This is a genomic window from Paenibacillus sp. JT22N15 (assembly GCF_059383755.1).
In genome coordinates, this window is record NZ_JBXENV010000002.1 from 459,308 (window position 1) to 484,989 (window position 25,682).

The following is a 25,682-nucleotide window of genomic DNA, read 5'->3' on the forward strand; positions in this document are numbered from 1 at the left end:
CTTTATACAATACGGCAATTTCCTGCAACTTCACTTTTTTGCACAGCCGTATTTCCCCTGTATTTTCGCGGTATAATGCGTATTTCAGCTCATAGTGCTACCTGATAGCAGGCATGAAAAAAGAGCATCATTCGATGAACCATCGAACGATGCTCTAGCTTACATAGTAAGGCTGGCTGACTTTTGCAGGACGGCCTCGGCCGCTGCTTCAGCCGTCTTGGTGAAGCATTCGCTGCGCAGCGGGCAGCTCCGGCATTCCGCCGCATTGTTGCTTTTGCGCAGCCGCTCGGCTTCGGGCAGCATAGTCTGCACGAGCCTCATATAATCCAAGGACTGCGGAATATCTGCGCCGCTTGGATAATAGGAAATCCGCTGGCCGCTCATCACCGACAAGACGTCGATCCGGCTCGGCAGCTTGCCGAAGGCGCTGTTACAAAATACGGCGGTCATGTGCTGGAACGTCAGGATGACATCCTCATCCTCGTCCACAACAAACTTTTGCACAATATAGTCGGTATTCGTCCCGTACGGATCTTCGGCGACAATTTGAAAAATTTGCGTCAGCTCCATATCGAGCGGCTCCACAAAGGTGCGATGCTGCTCGAATCGGATAATCGGCGCCGCCTCTTGCTCCTCCATTAAAAATGCCGTCAAATGTGCAACCGCTTGCAGCTTCGAATCCCAATAATGCTCGGCATTATCGAATTTAGCTACTCGCGCTGTCCACCAGCGCTCTGCCAGCTGCTTTACTACATCGGCTGTACGGGCTTGGGGCGGAAGCTCATAAAAATCATTCACAATATGGCTGACAGCGAATTGCATAAGCTGGCGACCATTCACTTCGCCTGCCCGTTTCTTCGCCGTCTGCCTTTTTATGAACCGATAGGGGCAGCGCAGCAGCTCTTCCAACTTGTAATCCTCAATCAGCTTTACTGCTGCGGATTGCTCCATAATCGGCCACCTTCTCTCTTTCAGGTCTTAACAAAAGAAGCAGCAATAGCTGCCCTGTTTATTATCCAGCTACGGTTACAAGGCCAGCTACTTGCTTGCCTAAGTTTTTGCATTGTTCTTTCTCATCATCAGAAGGGTTGTATTCCACCTTCAAGCTCTCGGATACAATTTCCGCCCCCAGCTCCCGCAGCTTCGCTTCGATGGTATCGACCGCTCCGCAAAATACGGGATAGGAGGAATCGCCCGATCCGAATACCGCGGCTTTGCGACCGCTGAGGTCAAGTCCTTCAAGCTCTTCGTAGAAATCAAGAATTTCGTCTGGAAGCTCGCCGTCTCCCCAAGTATACGCGCCGATAATGATGCCATCGTACTCCAGCAAATCAGCTGCATTTGCATCGAAAGCTTCCTTCGATACCACTTCAACGCCCGCTTCCTGTGCTCCAGCAACAATCGCCTCAGCCATTTCCTCTGTATTTCCCGTCATGCTCGCGTATACCACAATTACCTTTGACACCTTTACATTCCTCCCAAGTGTAAATAGCCGTCGCCATTTTGGACAATCGGCCGCTTCATTTCCCATCAGCTGGCGGAGAGCAACCTATCCTCCGCGCGCCAATGGCTAAATTTATATGAACTAGGCATCCAACATTTGAATACCTTGAAACAACGTTGCCATATACAAATTGTCGCCCTGCAGATCCACATCCGTTACCGGAATACCCAGCTTCACAGACAGCAGCGTCACCTGATTGCGGATATAAGCGAGCTGGAACAAGCCTTTATCCGTACATACATAAATATCTTTCCCCTTCGCAACAATGGAGAAAATAAACTGCTTGCTAAAGCGGATGCGGTCGAACCGCCCCTTCTTGTCGCCAATCATCAGCTCGCCGCGATCACTGACGCCAATGAGATGGCCCCGGTATACAGCAAGGCTTGTAACCGCACGGTCCAGCTCAAACTCGGACCATTCATCCATAAAACGGTCGTACAGCGCGACTCCGCTTTCATGGCCAACGACGAGATATTGCGGCAGGTTCATGAAATCATATACCCGCTTGTCGGCGCAGGCTGTCTTTTCCCAGCGGCTTCCCGAATTTGACCACAGCCCATAATCCGTTGCAGCATAGCCCGTGCCGCCAAGCATCCGGTATTGATAGCAAGGAATGGCGAGACCATCATTTACCCATTCGCCATTCGTATATTGATAAAGCCCTTCGCTCGTACAGGCATGAAGCACGCTGCTTTGCAGCTGCAGTCGATTAACCATTGCCGATTGCGGCATCCCTGCGCCAAGCTTCATCCACTGCTCTTCACTGTTAATCTGATAGACGCCATAACCGACAGATGCCACATACAGCGCATCCTCGCCCGCCTTCACTGATGAGAACGGGAACAGCTGCCAATTCCACGGCTTGCCCGTTTCGGCTGGCGCATCATTCATTTGATGCTCCTTGCGATTAAACTCTGCCACGATTAAACCAGCTCCATCAATATATACTATCGTATATTATTTTTCATCATTGTATAGGTAGACAAACTGATAATGATTATCACTTTCGTAGTTTATGATAGCTATTCTCATACCTAATGTCAATCATTATCTATCGGAATTGGAAAATATCCCGGGCCGTCGCCAGCATTCGCCCTTTGTTCATTCTTTTGCCATACTACCTAGCCCTTCCCCTTTAATTCCATGGTTATGCATTGCCTGCGATAATGCTATAATGAGCAACAACAAGCAAGCTGAAAGGTGAAACGGCTGTCGCCGTCCTCTGGCGGCGCAGCGCGTTCGGAAGCTTTCGCAAAATGTTAATCCCGGAAGGTGGCTGCACATGGAATATTTATCATCACATTCGCCTAGAGTTGGGCTTGAAGATATCGTTCATGCTCAAATGCATTTGAAAGACGTCATTCTCCGCACGCCGTTGCAATATAACCGCGTGCTCTCCGAGCGCTACGGCTGCAACGTCCTGCTGAAACGCGAGGACCTGCAAATTGTGCGCTCCTTTAAAATTCGCGGAGCCTACCATCTTATGCGCTCGCTGCCGCCAGAGCGGCTTGCCGCTGGCGTCGTCTGCGCAAGTGCAGGCAATCATGCGCAGGGCGTTGCCTACTCCTGCCATGCGCTCGGCATCCCAGGCAAAATCTATATGCCTAGCACAACGCCGCGCCAGAAGGTGAATCAAGTGTCCTTCTTCGGCGGGGATAGTGTTGAAGTTATTTTGACCGGCGACACGTTTGATGATGCTTATGCAGAAGCCATTAAGGAGAGCGAACGCAGCGGAACGGCTTTTGTTCATCCTTTTGATGATTTGAAAATCATTGCCGGCAATGGCACCGTTGGACAAGAGCTGATGGAAGCGTCGGATACGGTACCGGATTTTGTGTTTGTAACCGTTGGAGGCGGCGGCCTGGCAGCTGGCGTAGCTTCGTATGTAAAAGCCATTTCGCCGGAAACGAAAGTCATTGGCGTTGAGCCGGAAGGCGCACAGTCGCTGCGAGAATCGCTCGATGCCGGGGAAGTCGTTACGCTTGAGCATATCGACAAATTCGTCGATGGCGCTGCCGTGAAGCGGATCGGCAAGCTGACGTTCGCGATCTGCCGCGAATTGCTAGATGATACCGTGCCTGTTCCCGAAGGCAAAATTTGTACGACCATGCTCGATCTCTATAATGAAAATGCGATTGTAGCGGAGCCAGCTGGCGCGCTGCCCATTGCCGCGCTTGATATGTTCAGGGATCAAATCGCCGGAAAAACAGTCGTATGCGTCATTAGCGGAGGAAATAACGATATTGACCGCATGCAGGAAATTAAAGAGCGTTCGCTCATTTATGAGGGATACAAGCATTATTTCATGCTAAATTTCCCGCAGCGCGCGGGTGCGCTGCGAGAATTTCTCGATGATGTGCTCGGTCCGACCGATGACATCACCCGCTTCGAGTATACGAAAAAGCACAATAAGGACAATGGCCCGTCACTCGTCGGCATTGAGCTGAAGCACCGCGAGGACTATGAGCCTTTGATCAGCCGCATGCATATGAAAGGCTACTCCTTCATCGAGCTGAACAAAGACCCTGTGCTGTTCAATTTATTAATTTGATGAACGGCTTTTCATTCACCGATTACCAAGCGTAAGCTTTAGGTGCGTCGCCGCCCGGCCCTGGGAAAATCTCATCAATGCGGGCGAGCGTCGCGCTATCAAGCTCCAGTTCAACCGCACGAAGCGAGCGCTCGAATTGCTCCAGCGTACGCACCCCAATAATCGGAGCCGTAACCGCCGGATTCGCCAGCAGCCATGCGAGCGATACGAGATCCTCAGGCTCACCCAGTTCATCACAAAGCTTCGCATATTCATCCAGCTGCGCACGATGCTTGTCCAGACGTTTGGTGTCGCCACTGCGGCGTCCGCCATTATCCCGGCGGTGATTTCCCGCAAGCAGCCCGCCATCCAGTGGACTCCACGGTATAACGCCAAGACCGAGCGCCTTCGATGCAGGAAGCACTTCCAGCTCCGGCAGACGGCACAGCAAATTATATTTGTGCTGCTCGGATACGAGCCCCAAAATCCCTCTAGCCTTTGCCTCGCCCTGTGCTACCGCAATATCCCAGCCAGCAAAGTTGCTGGAGCCGACATACCCGATTTTGCCTTGCGAGACTGCCGTTTCAAAAGCGCTCCACAATTCATTCCAATGTACGTTCCGATCCACATGGTGCATCTGATAAAGCTCAATATGATCCGTCTGCAGACGTCGCAGCGAGCCTTCCAGATGGCGGCGAATTTTATAAGCGGACAAGCCGGCTTCCCGGTTCGGGCCATCATGAATATCACTCATATCGCCATATACTTTGGTTGCCAGCACGGTGCGCTCACGGCGCCCGCCGCCTTGACTAAACCATTTTCCGATAATTTCCTCAGTACGTCCGGCGTTTTCACCCCAGCCATAAATGTTTGCCGTATCAATAAAATTAATGCCCGCATCTAGCGCAGCATCCAAAATCCGGAACGCTTCCTTCTCATCTGTATCCACACCAAAATTCATGGTACCAAGGCATAAGCGGCTAACGCGCAAACCCGACTGACCCAAATAAGTGTATTGCATAAAAGAAAGTCACTCCTTCAATTTTTTTATGATTGCCATACCCTTCCTATTATACATGATCAAAATTCCGCCACCAACCTGCAAGCGCATGCAAAACCAGCTCATCCCCCAATGAAAGCATTTAGATGGATTATGGGTAAAATTTTGATACACAGGCGAAAATAAGCCCGTTATGAGCGACAACGGCAGTTGAATGTCGTTTACAAGAGAGGGTGATGGCATGGCTATATTTTCTTCCATAATAATTTTGCTTGCTTTGATCGGGCTGTCCAATATTATCAATCGCCATCTTCCGGTTGTGCCGGTTCCGCTGATCCAAATTGCGCTTGGCATTGCGATTACCCTTATTCCGTCCGGCGTCCATATGACGCTGGAGCCCGAGCTATTTTTCATATTATTCGTAGCACCGCTGCTGTACAACGATGGCAAGCATACGCCGCGCAATGAATTATGGAGGCTTCGCGCTCCGATTTTTCTGCTCGCCGTCGGCCTTGTGTTCGTCACCGTGTTTCTTATCGGCTATGCGATCCACTTTATGATTCCGTCCATTCCGCTGCCGGCAGCGTTCGGGCTTGCTGCTCTGCTTTCCCCTACCGATGCCGTAGCAGTCAATGCTTTAGCGGGGCGGGTTAATCTGCCCAAGAGCCTGCGGCATTTGCTGGAGGGAGAAGCGCTGATGAACGACGCCTCCGGGCTCGTCGCCTTTAAATTTGCGATGGCAGCTGCGCTAAACGGCACTTTTTCCTTAACGAAAGCAAGCATCAGCTTTGTCGTTATTGCGACTGGCGGCCTTGCGGTCGGCTGCGTGCTGGCCTTCCTGATTACAGGACTTCGCGCTGTTTTGCGCAGGTCAGGTCTGGAAGATCCAACGCTGCATATGCTTATTCATATGCTAACGCCATTTGTCCTTTATTTGACCGGCGAGCATCTTGGCGTATCCGGCATTTTGGCAGCTGTAGCCGGGGGCGTCGTCCATGCCGTCGAACGCGATGAATACGATAAGGCGCGGGCCCGGAACGATGAGATGCCTGATCATACATGGCCGGTTATTTTGTACATATTGAACGGGCTTGTTTTTGTTATTTTAGGACTGCAAATCCCTGTTGTCTTCAGCACCGTTTTCGATAATCCCGCGATTAACTCACTTCGAGTGACGGGTTATGCATGCTTGATTTTCGTTATGCTGCTGCTACTGCGGTTTTTATGGACGTACGCCTTCTCAAGAGGGGGCCGTTTATTCGGCTCTGAGCAGCAGACTGAGAAGCTGTCGTTTAAAATTTTGGCCATGACCTCGCTTTCTGGCGTACGCGGCGCCATTACGCTTGCCGGCGCCTTTTCTATTCCGCTGTTTCTTATCGATGGAAATCCGTTTCCTGAGCGGAATGTCATCATTTTTATTGCGACAGCGGTTATATTGTTATCGCTGCTCATGGCGAGCACCGTGCTCCCGCTTCTGGCAAGCAGCAGCGATACGGGCAATGAAGCAAAACGGACGGAGAAAGAGCGCCAAGGGCAGCTCAAAATGATGAATGCGGCCATTGAAGCCATCCATCAGGCGGCGAGCAAGGAAAATGAAGCAGAAACCTCTGCCGTCCTTGCCGAATATGAGCGCTGGTTCCGCATGCTGGAGCTTCAGAAGCCCCAGACAAAGAAACGAGCGGATGAGGGAATCATTGATATGCGATTTGAAGCGTTCCGTATCGAACGGGAAGCTGCCCGCCGCATGCTGGCACGGGATGAAATCAGCAAGCCGCAGTTTGAGCTGTTCGAGCAAAGCCTGGAGCAGCTTGAGCAAATGCTGGCAGGGCGCCGAAGCTTTTGGCCGATTATTATGAAGAAGCTGTTGAATTCCCTGCTGGAGATGTTATCCCTCAGAAAAACCAAATCGCATGCCAAGCTGGGGCAATCCGATCGCGAGGCGCTGAGAAGGCTGAAGCTGCGAGCCTGTGATGCGGTTATCGGCACTTTCGACAAGCAGCTGGACGAGCATGGTTCGGAGGAACGAAGCGAGCTGATCAGCCATTACCATTTTATAAAGGAAAAGCTGCAAAAGCCGAGATCGCCGAAAAAGGATGGAGGCGACGCCGACGTGCAGCGCGATTTGCATTGGGTTGCGATTCAGGCGGAGCGAGTCGAGGTGCAAAGCTTGTATGAGCGCGGGGAAATCAATCGGGACATTGCCAATAAGCTGCGGCAGTTTATCCGCAACCGCGAGGCGTCTATTTTGGAGGAAGGATAACAAGCTGGCTGATCGGTCAGGAGTCCGGGCTTGTTCCTCATGCGAGAGCTTGGCATCCACCGCTATTTTCTGGTATTGTTTAAGCCATACGATGTCGCTTTGAACGGCTGATATTTTGATCAAGTGAGTGAGGGTGTTAACGTATGGCGTTGCTGCAAAATTGGATCGAACAAATAAAGCATATGGATTTGGAGCATTTGCAGCGAACGCTGGAAAGCTATCGGGAATTCGGCCCGCTGCTTGGCATCCTTTTGCCTCTGCTGGAAGCCTTTCTGCCTTTTCTGCCTCTGCTGGCGATTGTGGCGGCGAATGCGAATATTTTCGGCCTATGGTTCGGCTTTCTCTTTTCGTGGATTGGCGTTTCCGCTGGGGCCATCGGCGTCTTCTGGGTCGTGCGCAAGCTTGGAAAAAATGTCAAAGCCAAAGTCGAGCGGCGCTTCCCGAAATCGGGCCGCTTCTTCGAATGGATTGAGCATCGCGGCTTTACGCCGCTGTTCCTGCTCGCCTGCTTTCCTTTTTCACCGTCCTCGCTCATTAACATTGTGTCGGGCTTAAGCGCTGTCCCATTCCGCACGTTCATCATCGCCACCTTGCTCGGAAAGGCGGTCATGATTTTATGCGTGTCGCTGCTCAGCTTTGATATTGGAAATTTCGCGCATGAGCCTTGGCGCATCGTCGTCGCCTGCATCGTCATTGTGCTGATGTGGTTCGGTGGCAAGCGGCTGGAAAAACGATATATTCATTAGCACTCATATATATTCCCTTTCGAGGCATGCTATAGCAGAATGACCCGCCGTCATGTTGGACGGACTATGCATGCCAGGAAAGGGAGATACGATGAACGAACAGCAGTTGGACCAGGAGCAGCAGCATCAACACAATGAGATGGAGCCGATGTCGGGCGAGCCTGTAGAAGTGGCGGGTGTATACCGCAATGAGTGGAATCGTGAAGAGAAACTGGAGCGCGGCGAGGTGTTTCCAGCCGATCCCCAGATGGGGACGGCAACTTGGCGGCTGGTGGAGCTGGACTTCGACAACCATCATGAAGGGCGGACCGATCCGCGGCTCATTCCCAAAGACGATGACAATGATCCCGAAGCCCATATGCAGCATCCAAGACGCCATAAAGGCAGCAATAAGACCGAATAGCGTATGGATTGAGATTGACTTACAGCAGCTCTGTGAAAAATAGCCATGCAAAAGAAACCGCCTCTTCGTCAAATGATCAATCATTTGAAAAAGAGACGGTTTTTTTGTTACTCCTGGGCGCTGACCTTAGCCTCTCTGCCGCTCGCGTTCGTTTCCGCTTTCCATTCCTCGGTCGACATGCCGCGCTGCTGAACCTGATCCACGAGCTTCTCCAGCCTCCGCAGATGGTAGGCATATTCGAATATAGCCGACGCGACGAACACGAGCCGCTTATGCTCGTCCCGCCCCTCGCGGAAATAATCCGTCAGGTCGGTAATCAGGCGCGCTTCACGTTCCTCCTCCGGCTCGAAGCTCAGGTTCGGCTTCATCTTGCCTTCGATTTTCAGCAATATCGATTCGTGGTATTTCGTCAGCTCCTCGATCTGGTTATCGAAGCGCTGCGCCCATTTCCCCGCACCGGCGGCGGCAAAATAATGCTCCTCTACAACCTCAAGCAGATCAACGCCCTTTTGCAGCGCCTTAATCGTCTGCTTGGAGACGAGCAGCTGTCTGGCATGGCTTTTTTTGGCATGGGCGAGCACCTTGCGCTCTTCCTCAAACAAGGTGTAGCGATCCTCCAGCTTGCGCACAGATACATGCAGCGTTTCCTTCTCCTGCCGGAACACGCTTTCCTTCATCTCGTTCGAAACCGCCGTTCGCAGCAGCAAAGACATTTGCCCATAAGCGAGATGCACCTGCTCGGTAAATTGCTTGCGCGGGCGTGGGGGAAATACGAGCACATTAATCGTAAAAGCGGCCCCCATGCCGGTAAGCACCATTAAAAATCGCTGCAGCGCCACATCTAATCCTTGTCCATGCGCTTCCATAATAGCGATAACCATGACGAGGGTCACTCCGATGGTCGCTTCCATCTTCAGCCGGATACAAATAAGGATAACAGCGATACAGACGAGCCCCACCGCAATCGGCGTATGGCCGAATACCTTCATCGCAGCAAGCGCGATTCCTGCGCCAAGCAGGTTGGTCTGAACCTGATCGAGAATTTGCTGCCAGGAACGGTAGATGGAAGGCTGAATGGTTAAAATAGCAGCTACTGCCGTAATGAGGCTGGACGGAAAGCCGAAAAACTGGCTCAGAAAAATCGCCAGCGTAACGGACAAGCCGGTCTTCAGCACGCGAGCTCCAATATTCATTTGCTGTCCGCCTCCTCCAGCTGCAGCTCCGTCTCCGCTGCCTGCACGCCATTTACCCATAGCGTAATGCGGTGAAGTCCTGGATAATGCTTGCGCGTCGTCAAATCGGCGAAGCGGTGCACACGCGACAGCGCGACTTCCGCTCCTCCCCCATACTCGCGGTCAGACAGCAGGAAACGCTTCTGGGAAGGCTTGCCTGAAGCTTTAATAAAATCAATGCCGTATTCGATGCGCAGCTTGAGTGCGTCTCCATCCCGCAGCTTCATCTCGCAGCTAAACCTCGCCTCTTCGCCAATATGGACGACCGCAGGCACTGCCCGAAGCTCGGCATGCACCGTCAATGGTACGCGCTCCTCGCCCTCTTCGCCTTCTCCAGCTGCATAGCCGAACAGCTCCATCAGCGCCGGATTAGCCTGCTTGACTAGCGTGCGGCAGCCACGCCGAATAATCCAGTCTGTCAGCGGATTGTCGCCCGACCACCGCTGGGCCAGCGCAACGACCACATCGGGATGGTCTTTGGCGATGTCATTGAGATTGTTCGCCACGCTTTTGCGGACGTACAGCGAAGGATCGGCCTTCAGCTTGTCCAACAGCGGAAGGATCGGCTGTGGATCGCGCTTGAACATCGGCAGCGCCTGCGCCCAAGGCAGACGCGGGCGCGTCCCTTCGCTCGCCAGCCGGCGTACATGCTCATCCTCATCGTCCGCCCATATCAGCATTTGCTGCATCATGCGCTCTGGCTCAGCAAGCAGAAAGGGGCGCACGGCAAACTCCCCCGTCGAATAACGGGTGAACCGTGCCAGCGCCTGCATCGACCGGTCAAAGTGCTCCGGTGCCATTCCGTACACCTCCACAAAATCCGGGAAGAAAATATAAGGCAGGCCGCGGCACTGCGAGTCGATCTGAATCAGCACATCAAGCGCGGCCTCGTAATCACTTGGAAGGAAATCGCCCAGTGCTTCGGTAATTCGGCGTGAGCGCGCCTTGAGCGCCAGCTCCTCCCATTCTCCAGCCCGCACTGCCGCCGCAAAGCCTGCCAAGTCGAAAGTCGGCAAAGCCGAGCGCACCATCGCTCCGAAATTTTCTATAAATAAGCCATCGTATAAGGCTTTTAGCGGTTCTGCCATCGTAAGCTCCTCCAGTATAATCATTCATGCTCCATCTATTATGCCATAACCCGCAACCGGAAGTAATAGCAACTAATCAAACCGCCTAGCCCTGTCTTTCTATTGAAAAAAAAGCCTGCCCGCCGCGTCATAAACTCGCGGCGGGCAGGCTGCTGCCTTTTGCTATGGCGCTTCTGGGCTCGGCACCTTTACTTCGGCGCCATTAGGGTGTGTATGCAAACCGGAGTAGCCCTGCTACTCCTTGCCCAGAGCCTAATCGAGGCCAAGCTCATCTGACGCTTCAAGGCTTGAGAAACGAAGCGTGCGATTGTTACTGAGAACACTGTGACGGAGCCGCTTTGACTGCGACCGCGCAATTCGGGACGCTCGCTCCTTTTTTGGAGGACTGAGGTTCCGTTATTCTAGCTTTTGACCCGATTTCAGGCTATAAGCGGACAGGAAATCCGTTATCGTGCTCATCATCCCTTGAAATTGGCTAAAGGCAGCGCATTAGCGGCTCCTGAGTCCGCCACCTGTGTCTTTCCTGGTGATTCAGTTGAAATAGCGGCTGCTCTGTCCGCCAAGTCTATCTTTGCGCTGGGAGTAACCCCCTGAAACGATGAATAAGAAGCTGACTTTTTCGCTTGTCGGTTAAGCGTGGCGCGCGATTATTTTTTCGAGCTGGCTCGCAATCGCTTGCGTACCAGCTTGCAGATGCTCCTGCGTAAAAGCGACGCGGACGAATGTTTCGTCTGTATTCATCGCTTCAGCGAAGAAGCCGCCCAGACCGCGCGCTTTGCGGTCGATTTGCAGCAGCAGCTCCACCTGATGGGCATCTGGATAGAAAATAACCTCCAGCTCATCAAGCTTGCCGCGGAACGGCCCTCCAGCCGGTACAAATTCCAGCTCTTGTACGAAAGGCAGCGAGCGTCCCAAACGCGAAGCGTATTCGCAATCTGCTTCACGCAGACGGAAGCCTAGCTGCTCCACCGCTCCCAGCACCATGCCCATCGCTGCATTAGGCACGACCTCAATGCGATCGTTATCGCCGGGATCGATGGCGCCGCGAATGTCGAGCTCGGTTTTCACCCATATTGGCGTTTTCCCTAATGTGAGCGGAGTTTGGAAAGGCAATTGAAAGGAAAAAGGCACTTCGCGATTTTCACCGGCTTTCAGCTCAAACGGCTGGCTGACCGGATATTTTCCAATGACGCAGTTATGTCTGTGCTTCTGGTCATTGCTCTCGCGGATGTATTCGGTCATTACGGACAGCTCAATCTTCTCAATGCGCTGCTCCACGCTGCCGCCGCGAATTTGCACGACGCCGCGCACTTCTTCACCTGGCGCATAACGGGACTTTTCCAGCAAAGTATCAATTTTTGCCGAGCCAATGCCAATGCTTGCTAATAACCGATTAAACATAAGAACACCTCACCGAATAATTTTTTTCTCGCTATTCGGTTGTACGTCGAGCCGTATCCTCGCGTTTCAAAAATTGTGCTGTTTATTATTCATGCCTTTTCTTCCGGGTCCTTGCGGTAGGGAAACTGAATAATAAAGGTCGTACCTTGCCCCATAATACTGTCCGCCTTGATGCTGCCGAGATGGTTGTCGACGATTTTGTAGGTGACCATTAGGCCAAGCCCCGTCCCTCTATCCTTCGTTGTATAAAATGGCTGGCCAATCTTGGACAGCTGCTCCTTCGCAATGCCAGGACCCTCATCCTGAATGCGGATGATGATTCGCGCCTTCTGCGCAAGCTCAAGCGTAATGCGAATGAGGCCGCCGCTTGCCATCGCCTCGATTGCATTTTTGATGACATTGATAAATACCTGCTTGATTTGATTTTCCACGCCGAAGACGTAAAGCGGCTCCGCAGCCATATTCACCCGGATTTCAATATTGTGCATTATGGCCTGCGTCTCCAGCAGCGTCACCGATTCCGCCATAATCTGGCGCACATCCCGGTAGCACAGCTGATAAGCCTGAGGCTTGGACAGCATCAGCAGCTCGCTCACAATGGATTCGATCCGTATCAGCTCGGATTTCATAATGTCATAATAATTATTGTTGCTGCGCCCAGAGGCAATGAGCTGCAGAAAACCTTTCAGCGAGGTGAGCGGATTGCGAATTTCATGGGCAATTCCCGCAGCCAGCTGGCCTGCAATATACAGCTTCTCAGAATTAATCAGCAGCTCCTCATTCTTTTTGCGCTCCGAAATATCGCGGATAATGACTTGATAAGCAAGGCTGCCCGTGTGGCTTGTGCTCGTTCGAACCAATTCCGTATGCAGCAGCTTGCCATGCACCGTTCTCCACTCCAGCTCGACTGGCTTTTGGCGCAGCAAATCCTCATTTTCCTCCTCGCCTAGCAATTGACGAATTTCCTCATGATGCTTCTCATGAAGAAAATTGTAGATCGACTCGCCGATGATTTCATGCTCGCTGTCTGCCTCAAACATCCGCAGTCCGGAAGGATTGAAATATTGCCACTTCCCCGCTTTGATAATCGCAATCGTATCCAGGGAGTTTTCGACCAGCAGCTTGTAATTCGCATCGACCATGCTGTATTTGCGGCTGATCATCCAGGTGGACAAGCAGAAGCTCAATATGAGCATCGTTGCAATGCCGAGCAAAAACGACATAAGCATCATCGAGTCGTTCATGCTATCGGTCGTGTAGATGTTCCAATACTCCACCTTCATCGCCTGCATGCCAATCGTGTGCATAACAATCATCGACAGCCCCAGAATGAGGCTGCTGATCAGCTTGCCATCCTTGCCCCTGCTTTCATACAAATTAAAGGCGACCAGCGCTCCGAAAAAAGCAACCATGATCGACACCATGAACAAATAGCGATCCAGCTCATAGCTTTTCACCTGACTCCCCAGCAGGTTGAAATAATGCAGCATCGTTGAGCCAACAGCAAGCAGCAGGCTGCTTAACGCCCTTCTAACCGGCCCAGGCCAGACAGATTCGTATACCGATATCGAAACATAGGTAAGAGCCATGCAGCACAATAAAGTGTAAAGCATAGTCCAATCCAGAACTAATGGATAAGTCGAACCGAATATGGCTAGCACATGCATCGCCCAAACCCCTAGCCCAAATACGAAAGAGCTGCCAAACTTGCGGCTAAACGCTACTATTTTTTTGCCTGACGGCGGGTAGCCAATCATGCTGAACAGTGTAAAACAGGCAAAGCAAACAATCATAAATGAAAACAGTGTAAAAAAGGGATTCCCTATAACGAATTGGTGATTCATAAAACTCCTCAAATATCCAGTAATTTACTCACAATACTGAAATTCGACAATATCCAATAAAATCCTCTCTTTTTACATATCTTTTTTCACAAAAAAAGCAGAAAATGATGCAAAATGACGAACAAGAGTCGCTCCCAGACTGGGAAGTCATGGCCTTTTTTCAAAAAAACACATCGTGCCTCTGTCAATACCTGTATTCGGAATGGCAAAGAAAATTGTTATTTTATGTAATTTTAGTATTATCTTTTTATGCCGCTGCTTTAGGAATGGTGTTTCTGGCTTGTTTTATATACAATAAAGAGCAATCAGAGCTTTTGCATGGCTGCGTTTTGCTGCGCTCGCTAATGCGATTTTTCCGGGCAAGCTTATTTTATAAAGGAGAGATTTATGATGAAAATTGTACAGGAATTTAAGGAATTTGCGATTAAGGGCAACGTTATTGACCTGGCCGTCGGTGTCATTATTGGTGGAGCCTTCGGCAAAATTGTCACCTCGCTCGTGAACGACATTATTATGCCGCCGATTGGACGGGTTTTGGGCGGTGTTAATTTCAAGGACTTATTCATTAATCTCGATCCGAAGCATACGGAGCAATTGGAGGCTGCCGGTACCGTTATCCGATCGCTCGACGATGCATCCAAAAACGGCATTGCCGTTATCGCCTATGGTCAGTTTATTAATGTGATGCTGGATTTCTTTATTGTAGCCGTCTGTATTTTCTTCCTCGTTAAAGGCATTAATATGCTGCGCCGCAGCAAAACCGAGGAGGCTCCCGCCGAAGCTGCTCCTACGGAAAAAGACTGCCCTTACTGCTTGTCCAGCATTCCGCTGAAAGCGACTCGCTGCAAGCACTGCACGTCCCAGCTTGAAGCTGTCGATACAGGACGCTCTCACTAAGGAGCTGCGAGGAAATGAGTACCCGCTTTTGTCGACAAATTAGCGGTACTTTATTTCGTCGCAGTCTCTAAACGCGCAAACTGCCCTATCTTTTATACAAAGGAGTTCGTGCAATGACAGAGGAATATTTCGATATTTATGATGAGCAGATGAATCACATCGGTACAGCCACACGCTCGGAGACGCATGCCAAGGGTTACTGGCACCGCTCCTTTCACTGCTGGCTCACACGCAAGGAAGAAGATCGCCGCTACGTCCGGTTTCAGCTGCGGCAGTCCATCAAGGATACTTGTCCGGACTGCTATGACATTACCGTCGCTGGACATCTCTCGGCAGGCGAAACGATGCGCGACGCCGCACGCGAGCTGCAGGAGGAGATTGGCGTAACCGCCAGCTTCGACGACCTGATCCCGCTTGGGCAGCTGCGTGAGGATACCGTAGGTACGGCTGGCGGCGCCAGTTTCATCGACCGTGAGGTCAGCGATGTGTTCGGCTTCGTCTGCTCCTTGCCGCTGATGGAATTACAGCTGCAAGCCGAAGAGGTGGCCGGCGTGTACGAGGCCGACCTGGAAGAGCTGCTCCAGCTGTTCGAGAACGAGCGGTCGGAGCTCGTGGTATCAGGGGTAGCTGTAAGCCAGGACGGCGGGCAGACGCCTTCCGTAAGGAGCGTGCGGGTGGAGCAGTTCGTGCCGCGCCAAGCGGAATATTACGCAAGCGTAATGCGCGCCTTGCGCGATTGCACGTAGCCGCTAAAGCAGCGACGCCAGTGGAACGCTGCTGCCGCACAGAGCGGCTTTGATTTTGACTTTGAATCTGGCTGTTCTGGCTTTGGCTTTGGCTCTGGCTTTGCCTTTGGCCTTTCGCGTCAGCGCGTTGGCCCCAAGCATTTTCCCAGTTGCGATACCACTGGTCAATTAACCCGTGAATTTGATAAAACGTCGTATGGCGCGGCGCCAAGTCAAAGTCATTGATTTCCGGCTCGTTCATCAGCTGGGCAGAAATCATATGCATACAGCCATGAATGCCGCTGGATTCGATATAGCTGCCCAGCTCATCCAGCGTAGCAAAGGAGCGCGGATTATTTCGAATGCGATTTTCCGCAGCCGGATTATAGCAAGGAGCGCGGCGTATAGCTTCCGGGATTTCCGGCCACGCCGCAATCAGCCTAGTGTCATAGCCTTGGCTGTTATACCAGCTGTACACACGGTTAATGAAGTCGCGGTGAAAACGCATAAATTGATCACCGAACCCGCGAGGCGGAATGGTGCCGGGTATTACATGATGCGTATGGTGCCATACGGCATGCTCCTGGAGCAGCGGCGCGGGGAAATTCGGGATTAGCGGCATCGTTCGTCCCCTCCATTTATAGTTGTTGTCCATACTCGTTATGTCGGCCTAACCTTGCTGTCCTATCGTATGCTGATTCGCGAAGCGCGGTGACAGATTATCAAGCTATGGAAACACGTTTGAGCCATAGAGCATAGCAAGAACCGCCAAGCCCTCGGAGGGGCTTGGCGGTTCTTGCTTATTTTGGCTTCTGCGTGCGACTAGAAACGGTTGCGGTTTTCTCTTCTGATACAAATGTCAAACGAGATTGTAACCGCGTGGTCTCTACCAAACGAACAGCAGATTCTAACGCAATCGGAACGATCTGTGCAGAAGAAGTGAACGACTCGGCAATCGCAGCCGATAATGTTCTGAACCGCCCGAGCATCGTGACAGCGGATCGCTCTGACCAGCCTCTCAGCAACCTCTTCATGCTCCAGTCTTTTGAAAATTTTGCTTAATTCTTTTCCTGCATCCTGAATTCCTTCAACTGCTGGATCTCTGCGATGACAACCATTACTTCTGTTATCATTTGCTGACTCTTGGCGTTGACAGGAACAAGAAGAAGTGCGAGCCCGTTTCGATTGGCGCGATGCTGATTTAATGTTTTTCACTTGAAACTTCGATTTTACTGACATATTAAATGCCACCTCTCTCATGGTTTCTGCTATATCATATTCAAATAGAGTAAAGAGGTATGGACATGTATTCCCCGACAAACACATATCTGCTATTCCTTAATTTCCGTATAGGCCGGCGATTAGCGGGACATATTAAATGGCATCACTGGAAATGGAGGAAAATTTGTGTTTATCCAAAAAACAATCTGCATCACAACGCTCTGCTTAGCGCTAGGAGGCGCTTCCCTTCCCTTAGCCCATGCCGCTGGAAAAACGGTACCCTCTGAGGAAATCAAGCTCGACCTCATTAATAGCAAAGGAGCCGTCATCGGCAAAGCAACCCTGCAGGAGCAAGCTGACGGTGTACATATCCGCCTTGCGGTGGACCAGCTCGCACCGGGCATGCACGGCATTCATTTTCACGAAACGGGGAAGTGCGAGGCTCCCGAATTTACGACCGCTGGGGCGCATTTCAATCCGCTAAGCAAGCAGCACGGATTCAGCAACCCCAAAGGCTTCCATTCTGGCGATTTGCCGAATATTCAAGTTGACGCGTCTGGAAAAGTAGAGGCCGAAATCATTTCGAAAAATGTGACGCTCGCCAAGGGCGAACCTAACTCGCTAATAAAATCAGGCGGCGCTGCTCTGGTTATTCACGAGAAAGCGGATGATTACGTCACTGATCCTTCCGGCAATTCCGGCGCTCGCATCGCATGCGGTGTGATTAAATAGCGATAATAGGATGCTGGATGAAAAACGGGTTAATACGTTACGATGAAACAAATCATTACACGATACTCCAACCGTATGAAAAAAGCGCGGGCTCTGGGTTTTCAGAGCACCGCGCTTTTTTCATTTCCATAACGATGAATAAACTGTTCCATCACGTCCTTCTCTCCATTCATAATTGGAAGGCAGACCCGCGTCCTTCTTAAAAACCAGCATCATCCCCGCCCCTCCCGCATATAGCTTAATTTAGGATGAGACTCCCTGCTGGCATGCTGCGGGGCAAAGGAGCGATGTTCATATGTCAGAGCAATCAAAGGCAGCGGAGCAAGCGGCAGCTGTGTTGTACCAGGCAGAGCCTGAACATACAGCTATGGTGCAACAGGTGCAAGAGCAGATTCATCGTCTGTGCCACGGACATATGCATAGGCCTGTGCGCGTGCATACGATGGATGGCCATGTATACGAGGGCTATATTGCACATGTGGACCGCTGCCTGCTGTATTTGCACTGTACCGTGCAAGACCCGCGCGCCTTCATTCCTCCACAAAACGCCATTCTACCACTCGTTCTCTACGAGCTGCTTGTCATTACCCTGCTTTACACCTAAAACGCTGTTCTTCTCCCGTTCATACCCCCATGCTATAATAGTCACAGCTTAGGGGGATGAATATGCAAATTATCGCAATGGTTACGATGCTGCTTGATCATATTGGATTGATCTGGTTTCCCGAAGATGATACATGGCGAATTATTGGCAGGCTTGCTATGCCGCTTTATGCTTATGCGCTTGTCATTGGATATTTCCGCACCAAAAACATAAACCAATACTTATGGCGGATGACGGCCATTGCGGCTTTGTCGCAAATCCCATATTCTCTAGCCTTCGCCACTTGGGAAATTAACACCGTGGGCACTCTGCTCGTTTGTCTCGTGTCCCTGAAGCTTCTGGACCAGTTGAGATCGAGTCCTGCCCTTCAAGTGTCACTGGCTGCCTTCCTGCTGCTGCTGCTCGAAGTCATTCCATGCAGCTACGGCGCTTATTTGCTAGTGCTCGTCCTCATCTACCGTTATGTCCCGAAACACGGTATGGCTCCGGCCCACCTGCTGCTCAACCTCTTTTATTTATTCTACATGGGCTGGAGCATTCAGATGTTCAGCGTTGTCGCAACCTTGCTGCTTGTCTACTCGCCAAGCATGCTGCTAGCAGCCGATACCATCAAAATTCCTCGCAGCCTATGGCGCAGTTTTTACCCGTTGCATCTTGCCATTATTGCAGCACTGCAGTATGTAATCCTAGCTGGAAAGTAGTGTTTTCCAGCTGACACAATATGTTAGAAATATATAAGCAAATTAAACAATATTCTTACGGCTGTTTCATAAGCGGCTAAAACGTTTAGGATAGAATAGGAAAAAACGATCGGAGGTGGACAAGGTCATGATGAAAATCATTACCTTCAAAAGTCGTTCTGTACCTGTTTATTATACTAACGAACAAGCCGCGTCAGTTGAGCAGCTTCATCATAAACTGCGTGAAATGGAACTCAATTTCGACTTTCGAAAAAAATGGAAACGAATCTCTAAAGTTGAAGTCGTACGTGAGGTTGCTATTTTTCAATACAGCGATGGTACTAAACTTTATCTGGAAGTTAGCTAAACACCCTCTAGCCCCCACTGGACTAAAAGGAACATCATCCCCAACCTAAACAAGCGTAAACGATTTTTTCGCTTTTTATCGACGAAACCGGTACGCGATGGAACCGAAGCATATACGGATCGCATCACTCATTTATTCCAATCGTTTAGAAAAGCCTCCTACCGCTGCGATAGTGGATTTGGAGGCTTTGTTGCGTTTAGAACCATGATCTTTATTCTAATAAAAAAAAGAGCCTGCCCTATCGCTTTCGCTTGGGCAAGCTCTATCTCAGAAGACTATGCGCCTGTTCGTTCAGGCTTGCGAATCATCGATAAATCCAGCATATCTGGCTGTGCGGGCTGGCCCAGCAAATATCCCTGCATGTAATCGCAGCCCCAGTCTCGCAGCAGCTCATACTGCTTCACATATTCGACTCCTTCAGCAATGACGCTAATGCCCAGCTTATGCAACAGCCCAATCATTGCCTCCACGATATGATGCTCAGCGCCTTCCTTATCGATTTCTCTAACAAAGGAGCGATCCAGCTTCAAAGCATGAATCGGCAGCAGCTGCAAATTGGCCAGCGACGAGTGCATGGAACCGAAATCATCCAGCGCGATCAGCACACCGCTTGCATGCAACCTAGTCAAGGCTTTAATGGATCGCTCGCATTTCGCATAATTATAGCCCTCTTTGATTTCCAGCTGCAAACGATGCGGCGGTATTCCGGTCTCCTCCAGCGTATTTAGCACCATGTCAGCATAGGCGCAGTCTGCCAGCTCTGTCGGCGAAATATTGACGGACATGACCAGTGCAGCTTGGTCCGGCAGGCTGGCCAGCATGCGGCAGGCCTGCTTGATCACCCAGGCGCCAATTGGCAATATCATGCCGTTTTTTTCTGCAAAGGGTATAAATTCAGCTGGTTGAATGTTGCCAAGCTCTGGATGATTCCAGCGCAGCAGCACTTCGAAGCCCCGCAGCTTACCCGTTTTCACTTGATAGATGGGCTGGTAGTTCAAGTGAAACTGCCCTTTGTACAGCGCCGTTCGAATGGCAGCCTCCAGCTCAAAATGCCGATTAATTTGCTCTGTTTCCGCCCGCGAATAATAGGAAATCTGGCCTTCTCCCTTTAAAACACCGCTATACAGTGCTGTTTCCGCATGGCAAATGAGCTGCTCGCTTGTCGTACCATCCTGCGGGAACAGGCTCACGCCAATGCTGGCAGTTAAATGATAACGATCGGAGCCAGAGCCTACGGGCTGCTGCACCATTCGTTTGAAACGTTCTAGCAGGCTATATCCATCCGCTTGATTAGCATCCAGCACCACAGCAACCAAAAAAGTACTGTCGCTCATTTGCCAAATTGCAGCCCGGTCCGCTCCAGCCGCCACCAGCCGCTCTTCAATCTGCTGTATCACCTCGCTACCATAGTCCAATCCTCGAGCTCCGATGATGCGGTAAAAATGGTCAAGCTGCACCAGCACCGCGGCAAGCTTATGGCTTGCATTTTGCACTCGCAGCAGCATGTGGCCCAGCTCGCGGCAGGCATTCAGCTTTGCAGGCCATAATGCAATGACTTGTTCCTTCATATTTCCCATCCTTCGATCCAATAGTAAGTTAAATCTATGTTCTCATACAATAATTAGGAAATTTCAGCAATTACCTTTAGATAGTTGTTAGAATGTCATTTTCCATACAAAAAACCGTCTGCATAAGCCAGACGGTCCCTAAAAAATGCATGCTATTATTTCTCCTGGCTGACTGAGGAATTCTGGGCTGTGTACTTGTAGCCAAAGCCCCAAACCGTTCGAATCAGACGAGGCTCCTTTGGATTTTGCTCGATTTTTTTCCGCAGATTCACAATGTGTACATCAATAGCACGGTCGGTGACAAAGGAATCAAAGCCGCGAATGGCATTGATTAACTCTTCCCTGCTGAATACCTTGCCTGGATACGCCAAAAATAGCTTCATAATTTCATATTCCGAAAATGTTGTTTCTACCAGCATGCCTCTGACAAGCAGCAATCTCCGTTCAAAATCAAGCTGGATCGGATCCCGCTCCTCTTCGCCTTGCTCTTGCTCAACCTCTGCTCCGGCCGGCTTAATATTAGCTCTGCGAATCAAGGCCTCGACTCTCGCCGTCATCTCGTGCATGCTGAATGGCTTGCACATATAATCGTCTGCACCAGACTTCAACGCCAGCACTCGTTCTGACACTTCATTTTTCATGGATAAAATCATAATAGGCACATTCGAACGCTCGCGAATCAATGCACATATCTCCATCCCATCCATATCCGGGAGCATAAGATCCAGCAAAACCAAATCAGGTTCGAATTCCGAAATAATACGCAAGCCGTCATTTGCCAATCCCGCTTGTTTGACAGAATAGCCTTCCTCTGACAAATACATAGACAGCATATCACTCATCATGACGTCATCTTCTATAACTATAACTTTATACACTGGCGTCACCCCTTATTGGGATTGAAGATTTCTGTCGAATTTAGTCTGTCTTCTTACTATACAATATAGCTGTGACAGACTACAATAATTTGTTAGAGAATTGTTAGGGTTTTTTGTCGAACTTTTGTCACTTGTCTTGTTGCAAACATTTGAGCAAATGTGTCAATTCTTCTTCCAGATTTGTCAGCCGCTGGCTCCATTCCTGCTCATCTATTTCCTCCTGATTGAACAGCAGCTCCAGCTCTGTCGCCGCATTCGCCACTTGATAAGCGGATAAATGGCTAGCCGCTCCCCTAAGGGTATGCACGAGACGCTTGGCGGTCACGAGATCCCTCTCTGTCATTGAAGCGATTAATCTGTCGATAAATGAAGGGTAATCGGCTTGAAATTGTTCTAACATATGCATCAAAATCGGAAGCTTGCCATTCACTCTGGCGAGCGCCTCCGGCAAATCTACTCCCGGAATGACCGGCAGCGAGGAATAAGCCGTCTGTTCATATTGCGGCTGCACATGGGGCTCATCCTCCCATAACGTCGATACCGGCAATATCCCCGTCTGATTCAACCAGTGCGAGAGTACGGAATGGAGAAAACCGGCACTGATCGGCTTCGTTATAATATCATCCATGCCAAGCTGCCTGTACTGCTCATGATCGGCGCGCAGCACATTGGCGGTAACCGCAATAATCGGCAGCCCATCATATTTGGGATTGGCCCGAATAAATCGCGTCGCCTCCATGCCATCCATTTCCGGCATATGAATATCCATGAGAATGAGATGCCATTCCTCCCGCTCCAGCATTTCCAGCACCTCATGACCATTTTCGGCCAGACCTACTTCGTAGCCCCGTTCTTTTAACATTTCCAGAGCGACGATTTGATTGATTTTATTATCTTCGGCAAGCAAAATTTTCGCATTGCGCCCTTCCCGCTGTTCAACGGCCACTTCGCTCATCGCTCGGTTCCAAGGGGGAATAAAGGAACGCTCCGTCAAAACTCCTCTCAGGCCGTTAAGCATAGCTAACCGGGTAACCGGCTTTGTAAGCAGGGCAAGCGGACGATCCTTTTCTGGCATTTGCAGCATTTCGTCCCGCCCGAATGAAGTCGTCAGCACAGCCGTCTTCACGCCTGCCGCCACAGCCTCCTGATGGAACTCAAGCCAAGTTTCCGCCCCGTACATATCAGGCATTTCCATATCGAGCAAAATCAGCTTCGGCATCGCTCCGGCACCGATTCGGCGCAGCCGCTCCCGCGCTGTCTTCCAGGAAGCGAAGGGAACCGGGGCCATTTCGAACGATTCCAGCCTTTCGCACCAATGGTGGCGCATCATTTGGCTGTCCTCCACGATCCACACCGGCTGTCCAATCATCTCCTCGCCTAGCTCCATGCTGTAGGACGGCGCTTCTTCAAGCATAGGGAATGTAATGACGAAGCTGAATTTACTGCCGCGGTCAGCCTTGCTCTCCGCGATGAGATTTCCGCCCATCAACGTGACGAGCTTTTGGGAAATAACAAGGCCAAGCCCTGTGCCCCCATATTTCCTCGTCGTAGATCCATCCGCTTGGCTGAATGGCTGGAACAGCCTATCCAACTGCTCCTCGCTCATGCCGATGCCTGTATCTTCAACGACAAAACGCAGCTGCACTTCCGCTTCACGAAGCTCTACCACTTCTAATCGAAGGCTGACATGGCCTTTTTTCGTAAATTTAATCGCATTGATGCATAGATTCAACAGCACCTGCTCCAGCCGCAGCAAATCCCCAAGCAGCGTGCTGGGCAGATTGTAAGCCGTATGGATCAAAAATTCGAACTGCTCCTTGCCGCCCATAAAGACGCTGAGCTGATCCGCTACCCGGCCAAGCAGCTCCTCCGGATGGAAAGCTAGCAGTTCAACCTCGATTTTCTCCGCCTCTACTTTGGAGAAATCGAGAATATCATTAATGATGCGCAGCAGTGACTCGGATGACGTACTGATTTTGTCCACATAATCTTTCTGCGAATAGGATAATCCCGTGCGCTTGAGCAGCTGGGTCAGTCCGATGATGCCGTTCAGCGGCGTTCGAATTTCATGGCTCATGAGGGCAAGGAATCTGCCTTTGGCCGCATTTGCCTCCGCCGCATCCTGCGACGCCTGAAGCAGCTCCTCCTGAATGATTTTTTGCTCCGATATATCCCGCGCAATACAGGAGAAATAATCCTCTCCTGTTCTGCGATTATGATGGGATACGAGCACGAGCGATACATGCTTCAATTGCTTTTTCTTCGTCAAAATTTCGACATTGCCTTCCCAATACCCGTACTGCTTGGCCAGCTCTGAGCCATTCATGAGATAAAAGAACATTTCACTGCTTAGATGCCCACTCAGCGAAGAAAGATCCATTTCCTCCTCATGGATGCCGAGCATCTCCTTGCCCGCCTGATTAATGTAGATCATTTCGCCCTGGGAATCGACCGAAGCGATCAAATCTTTGGCAGAGCCAACGATATCAAGCAGCCGATTGCGCGATTTTTCCACCTGCAGCTTGTCGGTTATATCCAGAAACATACCAACGGCTCCTGTAAATTTCCCATTTGCATCCCGCAGGCCATTCGTGCTGAGCAGGACGGGAATGCGTTTGCCATTTTTCGCAATAAAGGTCCATTCCCGCTCGTAGGAAAACTCGGCATTGCGCAGCTCCTTGAGCACATCCAGTCCCGGTATCACCTCGCGGCCCAATTTCTCCCTAAGCTCCTCGGCCGTTATCCGGATTTCCTCCATGTCCATGAACAGCAGCGGCGTCGCATGCCCCGACACTTCTTCTGTCTTATAGCCGATCATTTCCTCAGCCTTCTTATTGAGATAGGAAATACGGTAATGCTCGTCGAGGACGACAAAGGAATATTGATTTTGATTAATAATCGCTTCCAGCCGTTCAAACATTCTTCTTAGACGCACAACCATGACGTTCACCGAACGCGACAGCTTGCCTACCTCGTCCCCTGGCATTTCTGACAGATGCTCGGCATCAAACTGGCCAGCGGCTGCCTGTTCGGTGACGATCAATATATTTTTCAACCGATTTACCATATTGGCAAAAAAGAGATAGCACAGCAGCACAATGACAAGCTCTGAGCCAACGAGCGTCAGCAGAATGCTCAGCAGAACGGGCAGCGTCCCGATCTCCAAATCCGACATCGGCATTTCAAGCATAAAATGCCAAGCGGCCACACCATCCACCTTGGAGTGAAATACTGCGTATTCATTCATATTTGAGGAAATGATCTCCATGCCATCCTTATTGGACAGCAGCTTTTCATTCACCTGAATTTCCTGTAAATTCCCGTTCATCATGGCAGTCTGCGGCAATACCCCATCATCCGAACAGAACAATACTACGCCTTCCTCGTTATACAGCCAGAAGGTGGCTGCATCCGGCTTGTCCAATTGCAAATAAGGGATAATCATATCCATATCAATAGCTGCATAGACGATTCCGGCAATTTGATTTTCTTCATTGTAGACCGGAACGGCTATGACAAATTGTTCTTTTGGCGAAAGGCTTGTTTTGAAAGGATCGCTGATCAGCACCTTCCCTTTAATCGACGTCTGGAAGAAGGAATGGTTGCTCAAATCAAACGGCGTGCCATCCGTACGTATGGCCATGCCGTCCTTGCCCACAAAGCCAAGGGAGCGGAAGGCAAAGCCTGCCCGCACAAGCTCACGGTTAAAATAGCTGAGCTTCTCTTCGTCTTTTCCATAACGTACGACATCGGTTCGGCTAATGACCAATACTTCCGCCCGCCTGATTGCAAGCCAAGCAGACAGGTTATTCGCACTGCTGTTTAGTTGGCTTAATGTTTTCTCTGTTGCGGAATCAATCATTCCCTGTCTTAAGCCCATATAGTTAATAATGCCGGCAAACAGCAGCGGAATAAAGGTAATTAATACTATAACCAGAAGTCCCTTGACCCTAAGAGACGTGTTGTTCAAGCGGCTCACTTCCTATCCGACAAAGTTTGTCA

Annotated in this window: 24 protein-coding genes; 12 read left to right on the forward strand and 12 right to left on the reverse strand. The window is 50.6% G+C overall.

What is annotated here, in order from left to right; translation table 11 throughout:
* Nucleotides 1-159: 159 nt before the first annotated feature.
* The 3 genes from AC50X8_RS05630 to AC50X8_RS05640 form a co-directional block, all read right to left on the reverse strand.
* Nucleotides 160-951, reverse strand: coding sequence for a hypothetical protein (locus tag AC50X8_RS05630; protein ID WP_494863865.1), 792 nt, complete (start codon nt 949-951; stop codon nt 160-162).
* Nucleotides 952-1,012: 61 nt separating this feature from the next.
* On the reverse strand, nt 1,013-1,465 hold the full coding sequence (locus tag AC50X8_RS05635; RefSeq protein WP_056031783.1) for a flavodoxin: 453 nt from the start codon (nt 1,463-1,465) through the stop codon (nt 1,013-1,015).
* A gap of 120 nt (nt 1,466-1,585) precedes the next feature.
* Nucleotides 1,586-2,425 (reverse strand): hypothetical protein, encoded by an 840-nt coding sequence (locus AC50X8_RS05640; RefSeq protein WP_235533076.1) that lies wholly within the window; start codon nt 2,423-2,425, stop codon nt 1,586-1,588.
* A 361-nt stretch (nt 2,426-2,786) separates the two neighbouring features.
* On the opposite strand from AC50X8_RS05640, the gene ilvA reads away from it, so the two are divergent.
* Nucleotides 2,787-4,055, forward strand: coding sequence for a threonine ammonia-lyase IlvA (ilvA, locus tag AC50X8_RS05645; RefSeq protein ID WP_081418665.1), 1,269 nt, complete (start codon nt 2,787-2,789; stop codon nt 4,053-4,055).
* Between the two features lie 22 nt (nt 4,056-4,077).
* Here ilvA and AC50X8_RS05650 read toward each other — a convergent pair whose 3' ends face one another.
* Nucleotides 4,078-5,055 carry an aldo/keto reductase gene (locus AC50X8_RS05650; RefSeq protein ID WP_494863864.1) on the reverse strand — a complete coding sequence of 326 codons (978 nt, stop codon included), beginning with the start codon at nt 5,053-5,055 and terminating at the stop codon, nt 4,078-4,080.
* 220 nt (nt 5,056-5,275) lie between these two features.
* Between AC50X8_RS05650 and AC50X8_RS05655 the strand changes: the two genes are divergently transcribed.
* The 3 genes from AC50X8_RS05655 (at nt 5,276) to AC50X8_RS05665 (ending at nt 8,443) form a co-directional block, all read left to right on the forward strand.
* A complete protein-coding gene (locus AC50X8_RS05655; RefSeq protein ID WP_494879019.1) occupies nt 5,276-7,294 on the forward strand; it encodes a Na+/H+ antiporter in 2,019 nt (672 codons plus the stop codon).
* Nucleotides 7,295-7,437: 143 nt separating this feature from the next.
* Entirely contained in the window at nt 7,438-8,040 is a 603-nt protein-coding gene (locus tag AC50X8_RS05660; RefSeq protein WP_056031795.1) for a TVP38/TMEM64 family protein, read from the forward strand.
* A 70-nt stretch (nt 8,041-8,110) separates the two neighbouring features.
* Nucleotides 8,111-8,443, forward strand: coding sequence for a transposase (locus AC50X8_RS05665; protein ID WP_442952506.1), 333 nt, complete (start codon nt 8,111-8,113; stop codon nt 8,441-8,443).
* 107 nt (nt 8,444-8,550) lie between these two features.
* On the opposite strand, the gene AC50X8_RS05670 is transcribed toward AC50X8_RS05665, so the two are convergent.
* The 4 genes from AC50X8_RS05670 to AC50X8_RS05685 form a co-directional block, all read right to left on the reverse strand.
* Complete coding sequence (locus AC50X8_RS05670) at nt 8,551-9,636, reverse strand: FUSC family protein (protein WP_494879020.1); 1,086 nt, start codon at nt 9,634-9,636, stop codon at nt 8,551-8,553.
* Nucleotides 9,633-10,763, reverse strand: coding sequence for a DNA alkylation repair protein (locus AC50X8_RS05675; protein ID WP_494879021.1), 1,131 nt, complete (start codon nt 10,761-10,763; stop codon nt 9,633-9,635). Before AC50X8_RS05675 ends, AC50X8_RS05670 begins: the two co-directional genes overlap by 4 nt.
* A gap of 630 nt (nt 10,764-11,393) precedes the next feature.
* Nucleotides 11,394-12,164 carry a sporulation protein gene (locus AC50X8_RS05680; protein WP_056031802.1) on the reverse strand — a complete coding sequence of 257 codons (771 nt, stop codon included), beginning with the start codon at nt 12,162-12,164 and terminating at the stop codon, nt 11,394-11,396.
* Between the two features lie 89 nt (nt 12,165-12,253).
* Nucleotides 12,254-13,921 carry an ATP-binding protein gene (locus AC50X8_RS05685; protein ID WP_494879022.1) on the reverse strand — a complete coding sequence of 556 codons (1,668 nt, stop codon included), beginning with the start codon at nt 13,919-13,921 and terminating at the stop codon, nt 12,254-12,256.
* Nucleotides 13,922-14,398: 477 nt separating this feature from the next.
* On the opposite strand from AC50X8_RS05685, the gene mscL reads away from it, so the two are divergent.
* Together mscL and AC50X8_RS05695 are read left to right on the forward strand one after the other, a co-directional pair.
* A complete protein-coding gene (mscL, locus tag AC50X8_RS05690; RefSeq protein WP_056031811.1) occupies nt 14,399-14,905 on the forward strand; it encodes a large conductance mechanosensitive channel protein MscL in 507 nt (168 codons plus the stop codon).
* Between the two features lie 113 nt (nt 14,906-15,018).
* Nucleotides 15,019-15,651, forward strand: coding sequence for an NUDIX hydrolase (locus AC50X8_RS05695; RefSeq protein ID WP_494879023.1), 633 nt, complete (start codon nt 15,019-15,021; stop codon nt 15,649-15,651).
* 3 nt (nt 15,652-15,654) lie between these two features.
* Here the strand turns inward: AC50X8_RS05695 and AC50X8_RS05700 are convergent, their stop codons facing one another.
* The gene (locus AC50X8_RS05700) at nt 15,655-15,792 is read right to left on the reverse strand and encodes a hypothetical protein (protein ID WP_494879024.1); all 138 of its coding nucleotides are present in this window, start codon (nt 15,790-15,792) and stop codon (nt 15,655-15,657) included.
* Nucleotides 15,793-15,826: 34 nt separating this feature from the next.
* Here AC50X8_RS05700 and AC50X8_RS05705 point away from each other — a divergent pair, with 34 nt between their 5' ends.
* The 6 genes from AC50X8_RS05705 to AC50X8_RS05730 all read left to right on the forward strand — a co-directional run bounded on the left by AC50X8_RS05705 (nt 15,827) and on the right by AC50X8_RS05730 (nt 19,234).
* On the forward strand, nt 15,827-16,246 hold the full coding sequence (locus tag AC50X8_RS05705) for a hypothetical protein (RefSeq protein WP_494879025.1): 420 nt from the start codon (nt 15,827-15,829) through the stop codon (nt 16,244-16,246).
* 170 nt (nt 16,247-16,416) lie between these two features.
* The gene (locus AC50X8_RS05710) at nt 16,417-16,692 is read left to right on the forward strand and encodes a hypothetical protein (protein ID WP_056031823.1); all 276 of its coding nucleotides are present in this window, start codon (nt 16,417-16,419) and stop codon (nt 16,690-16,692) included.
* A gap of 351 nt (nt 16,693-17,043) precedes the next feature.
* Nucleotides 17,044-17,583, forward strand: a complete 540-nt coding sequence (locus tag AC50X8_RS05715; protein WP_081418713.1) for a superoxide dismutase family protein — start codon at nt 17,044-17,046, stop codon at nt 17,581-17,583.
* A 295-nt stretch (nt 17,584-17,878) separates the two neighbouring features.
* Entirely contained in the window at nt 17,879-18,187 is a 309-nt protein-coding gene (locus AC50X8_RS05720) for a hypothetical protein (RefSeq protein ID WP_494879026.1), read from the forward strand.
* Between the two features lie 62 nt (nt 18,188-18,249).
* Nucleotides 18,250-18,888, forward strand: a complete 639-nt coding sequence (locus AC50X8_RS05725; protein WP_056031833.1) for a TraX family protein — start codon at nt 18,250-18,252, stop codon at nt 18,886-18,888.
* Nucleotides 18,889-19,015: 127 nt separating this feature from the next.
* Nucleotides 19,016-19,234: a hypothetical protein gene (locus AC50X8_RS05730; protein WP_046229519.1), complete on the forward strand. Its 219-nt coding sequence runs from the start codon at nt 19,016-19,018 to the stop codon at nt 19,232-19,234.
* 275 nt (nt 19,235-19,509) lie between these two features.
* Here AC50X8_RS05730 and AC50X8_RS05735 read toward each other — a convergent pair whose 3' ends face one another.
* The 3 genes from AC50X8_RS05735 to AC50X8_RS05745 all read right to left on the reverse strand — a co-directional run bounded on the left by AC50X8_RS05735 (nt 19,510) and on the right by AC50X8_RS05745 (nt 25,650).
* Nucleotides 19,510-20,802, reverse strand: a complete 1,293-nt coding sequence (locus AC50X8_RS05735; RefSeq protein WP_056031837.1) for a putative bifunctional diguanylate cyclase/phosphodiesterase — start codon at nt 20,800-20,802, stop codon at nt 19,510-19,512.
* A gap of 155 nt (nt 20,803-20,957) precedes the next feature.
* On the reverse strand, nt 20,958-21,680 hold the full coding sequence (locus AC50X8_RS05740) for a response regulator transcription factor (RefSeq protein ID WP_081418667.1): 723 nt from the start codon (nt 21,678-21,680) through the stop codon (nt 20,958-20,960).
* Between the two features lie 127 nt (nt 21,681-21,807).
* On the reverse strand, nt 21,808-25,650 hold the full coding sequence (locus tag AC50X8_RS05745) for a response regulator (RefSeq protein ID WP_056031846.1): 3,843 nt from the start codon (nt 25,648-25,650) through the stop codon (nt 21,808-21,810).
* Nucleotides 25,651-25,682: the final 32 nt, after the last annotated feature.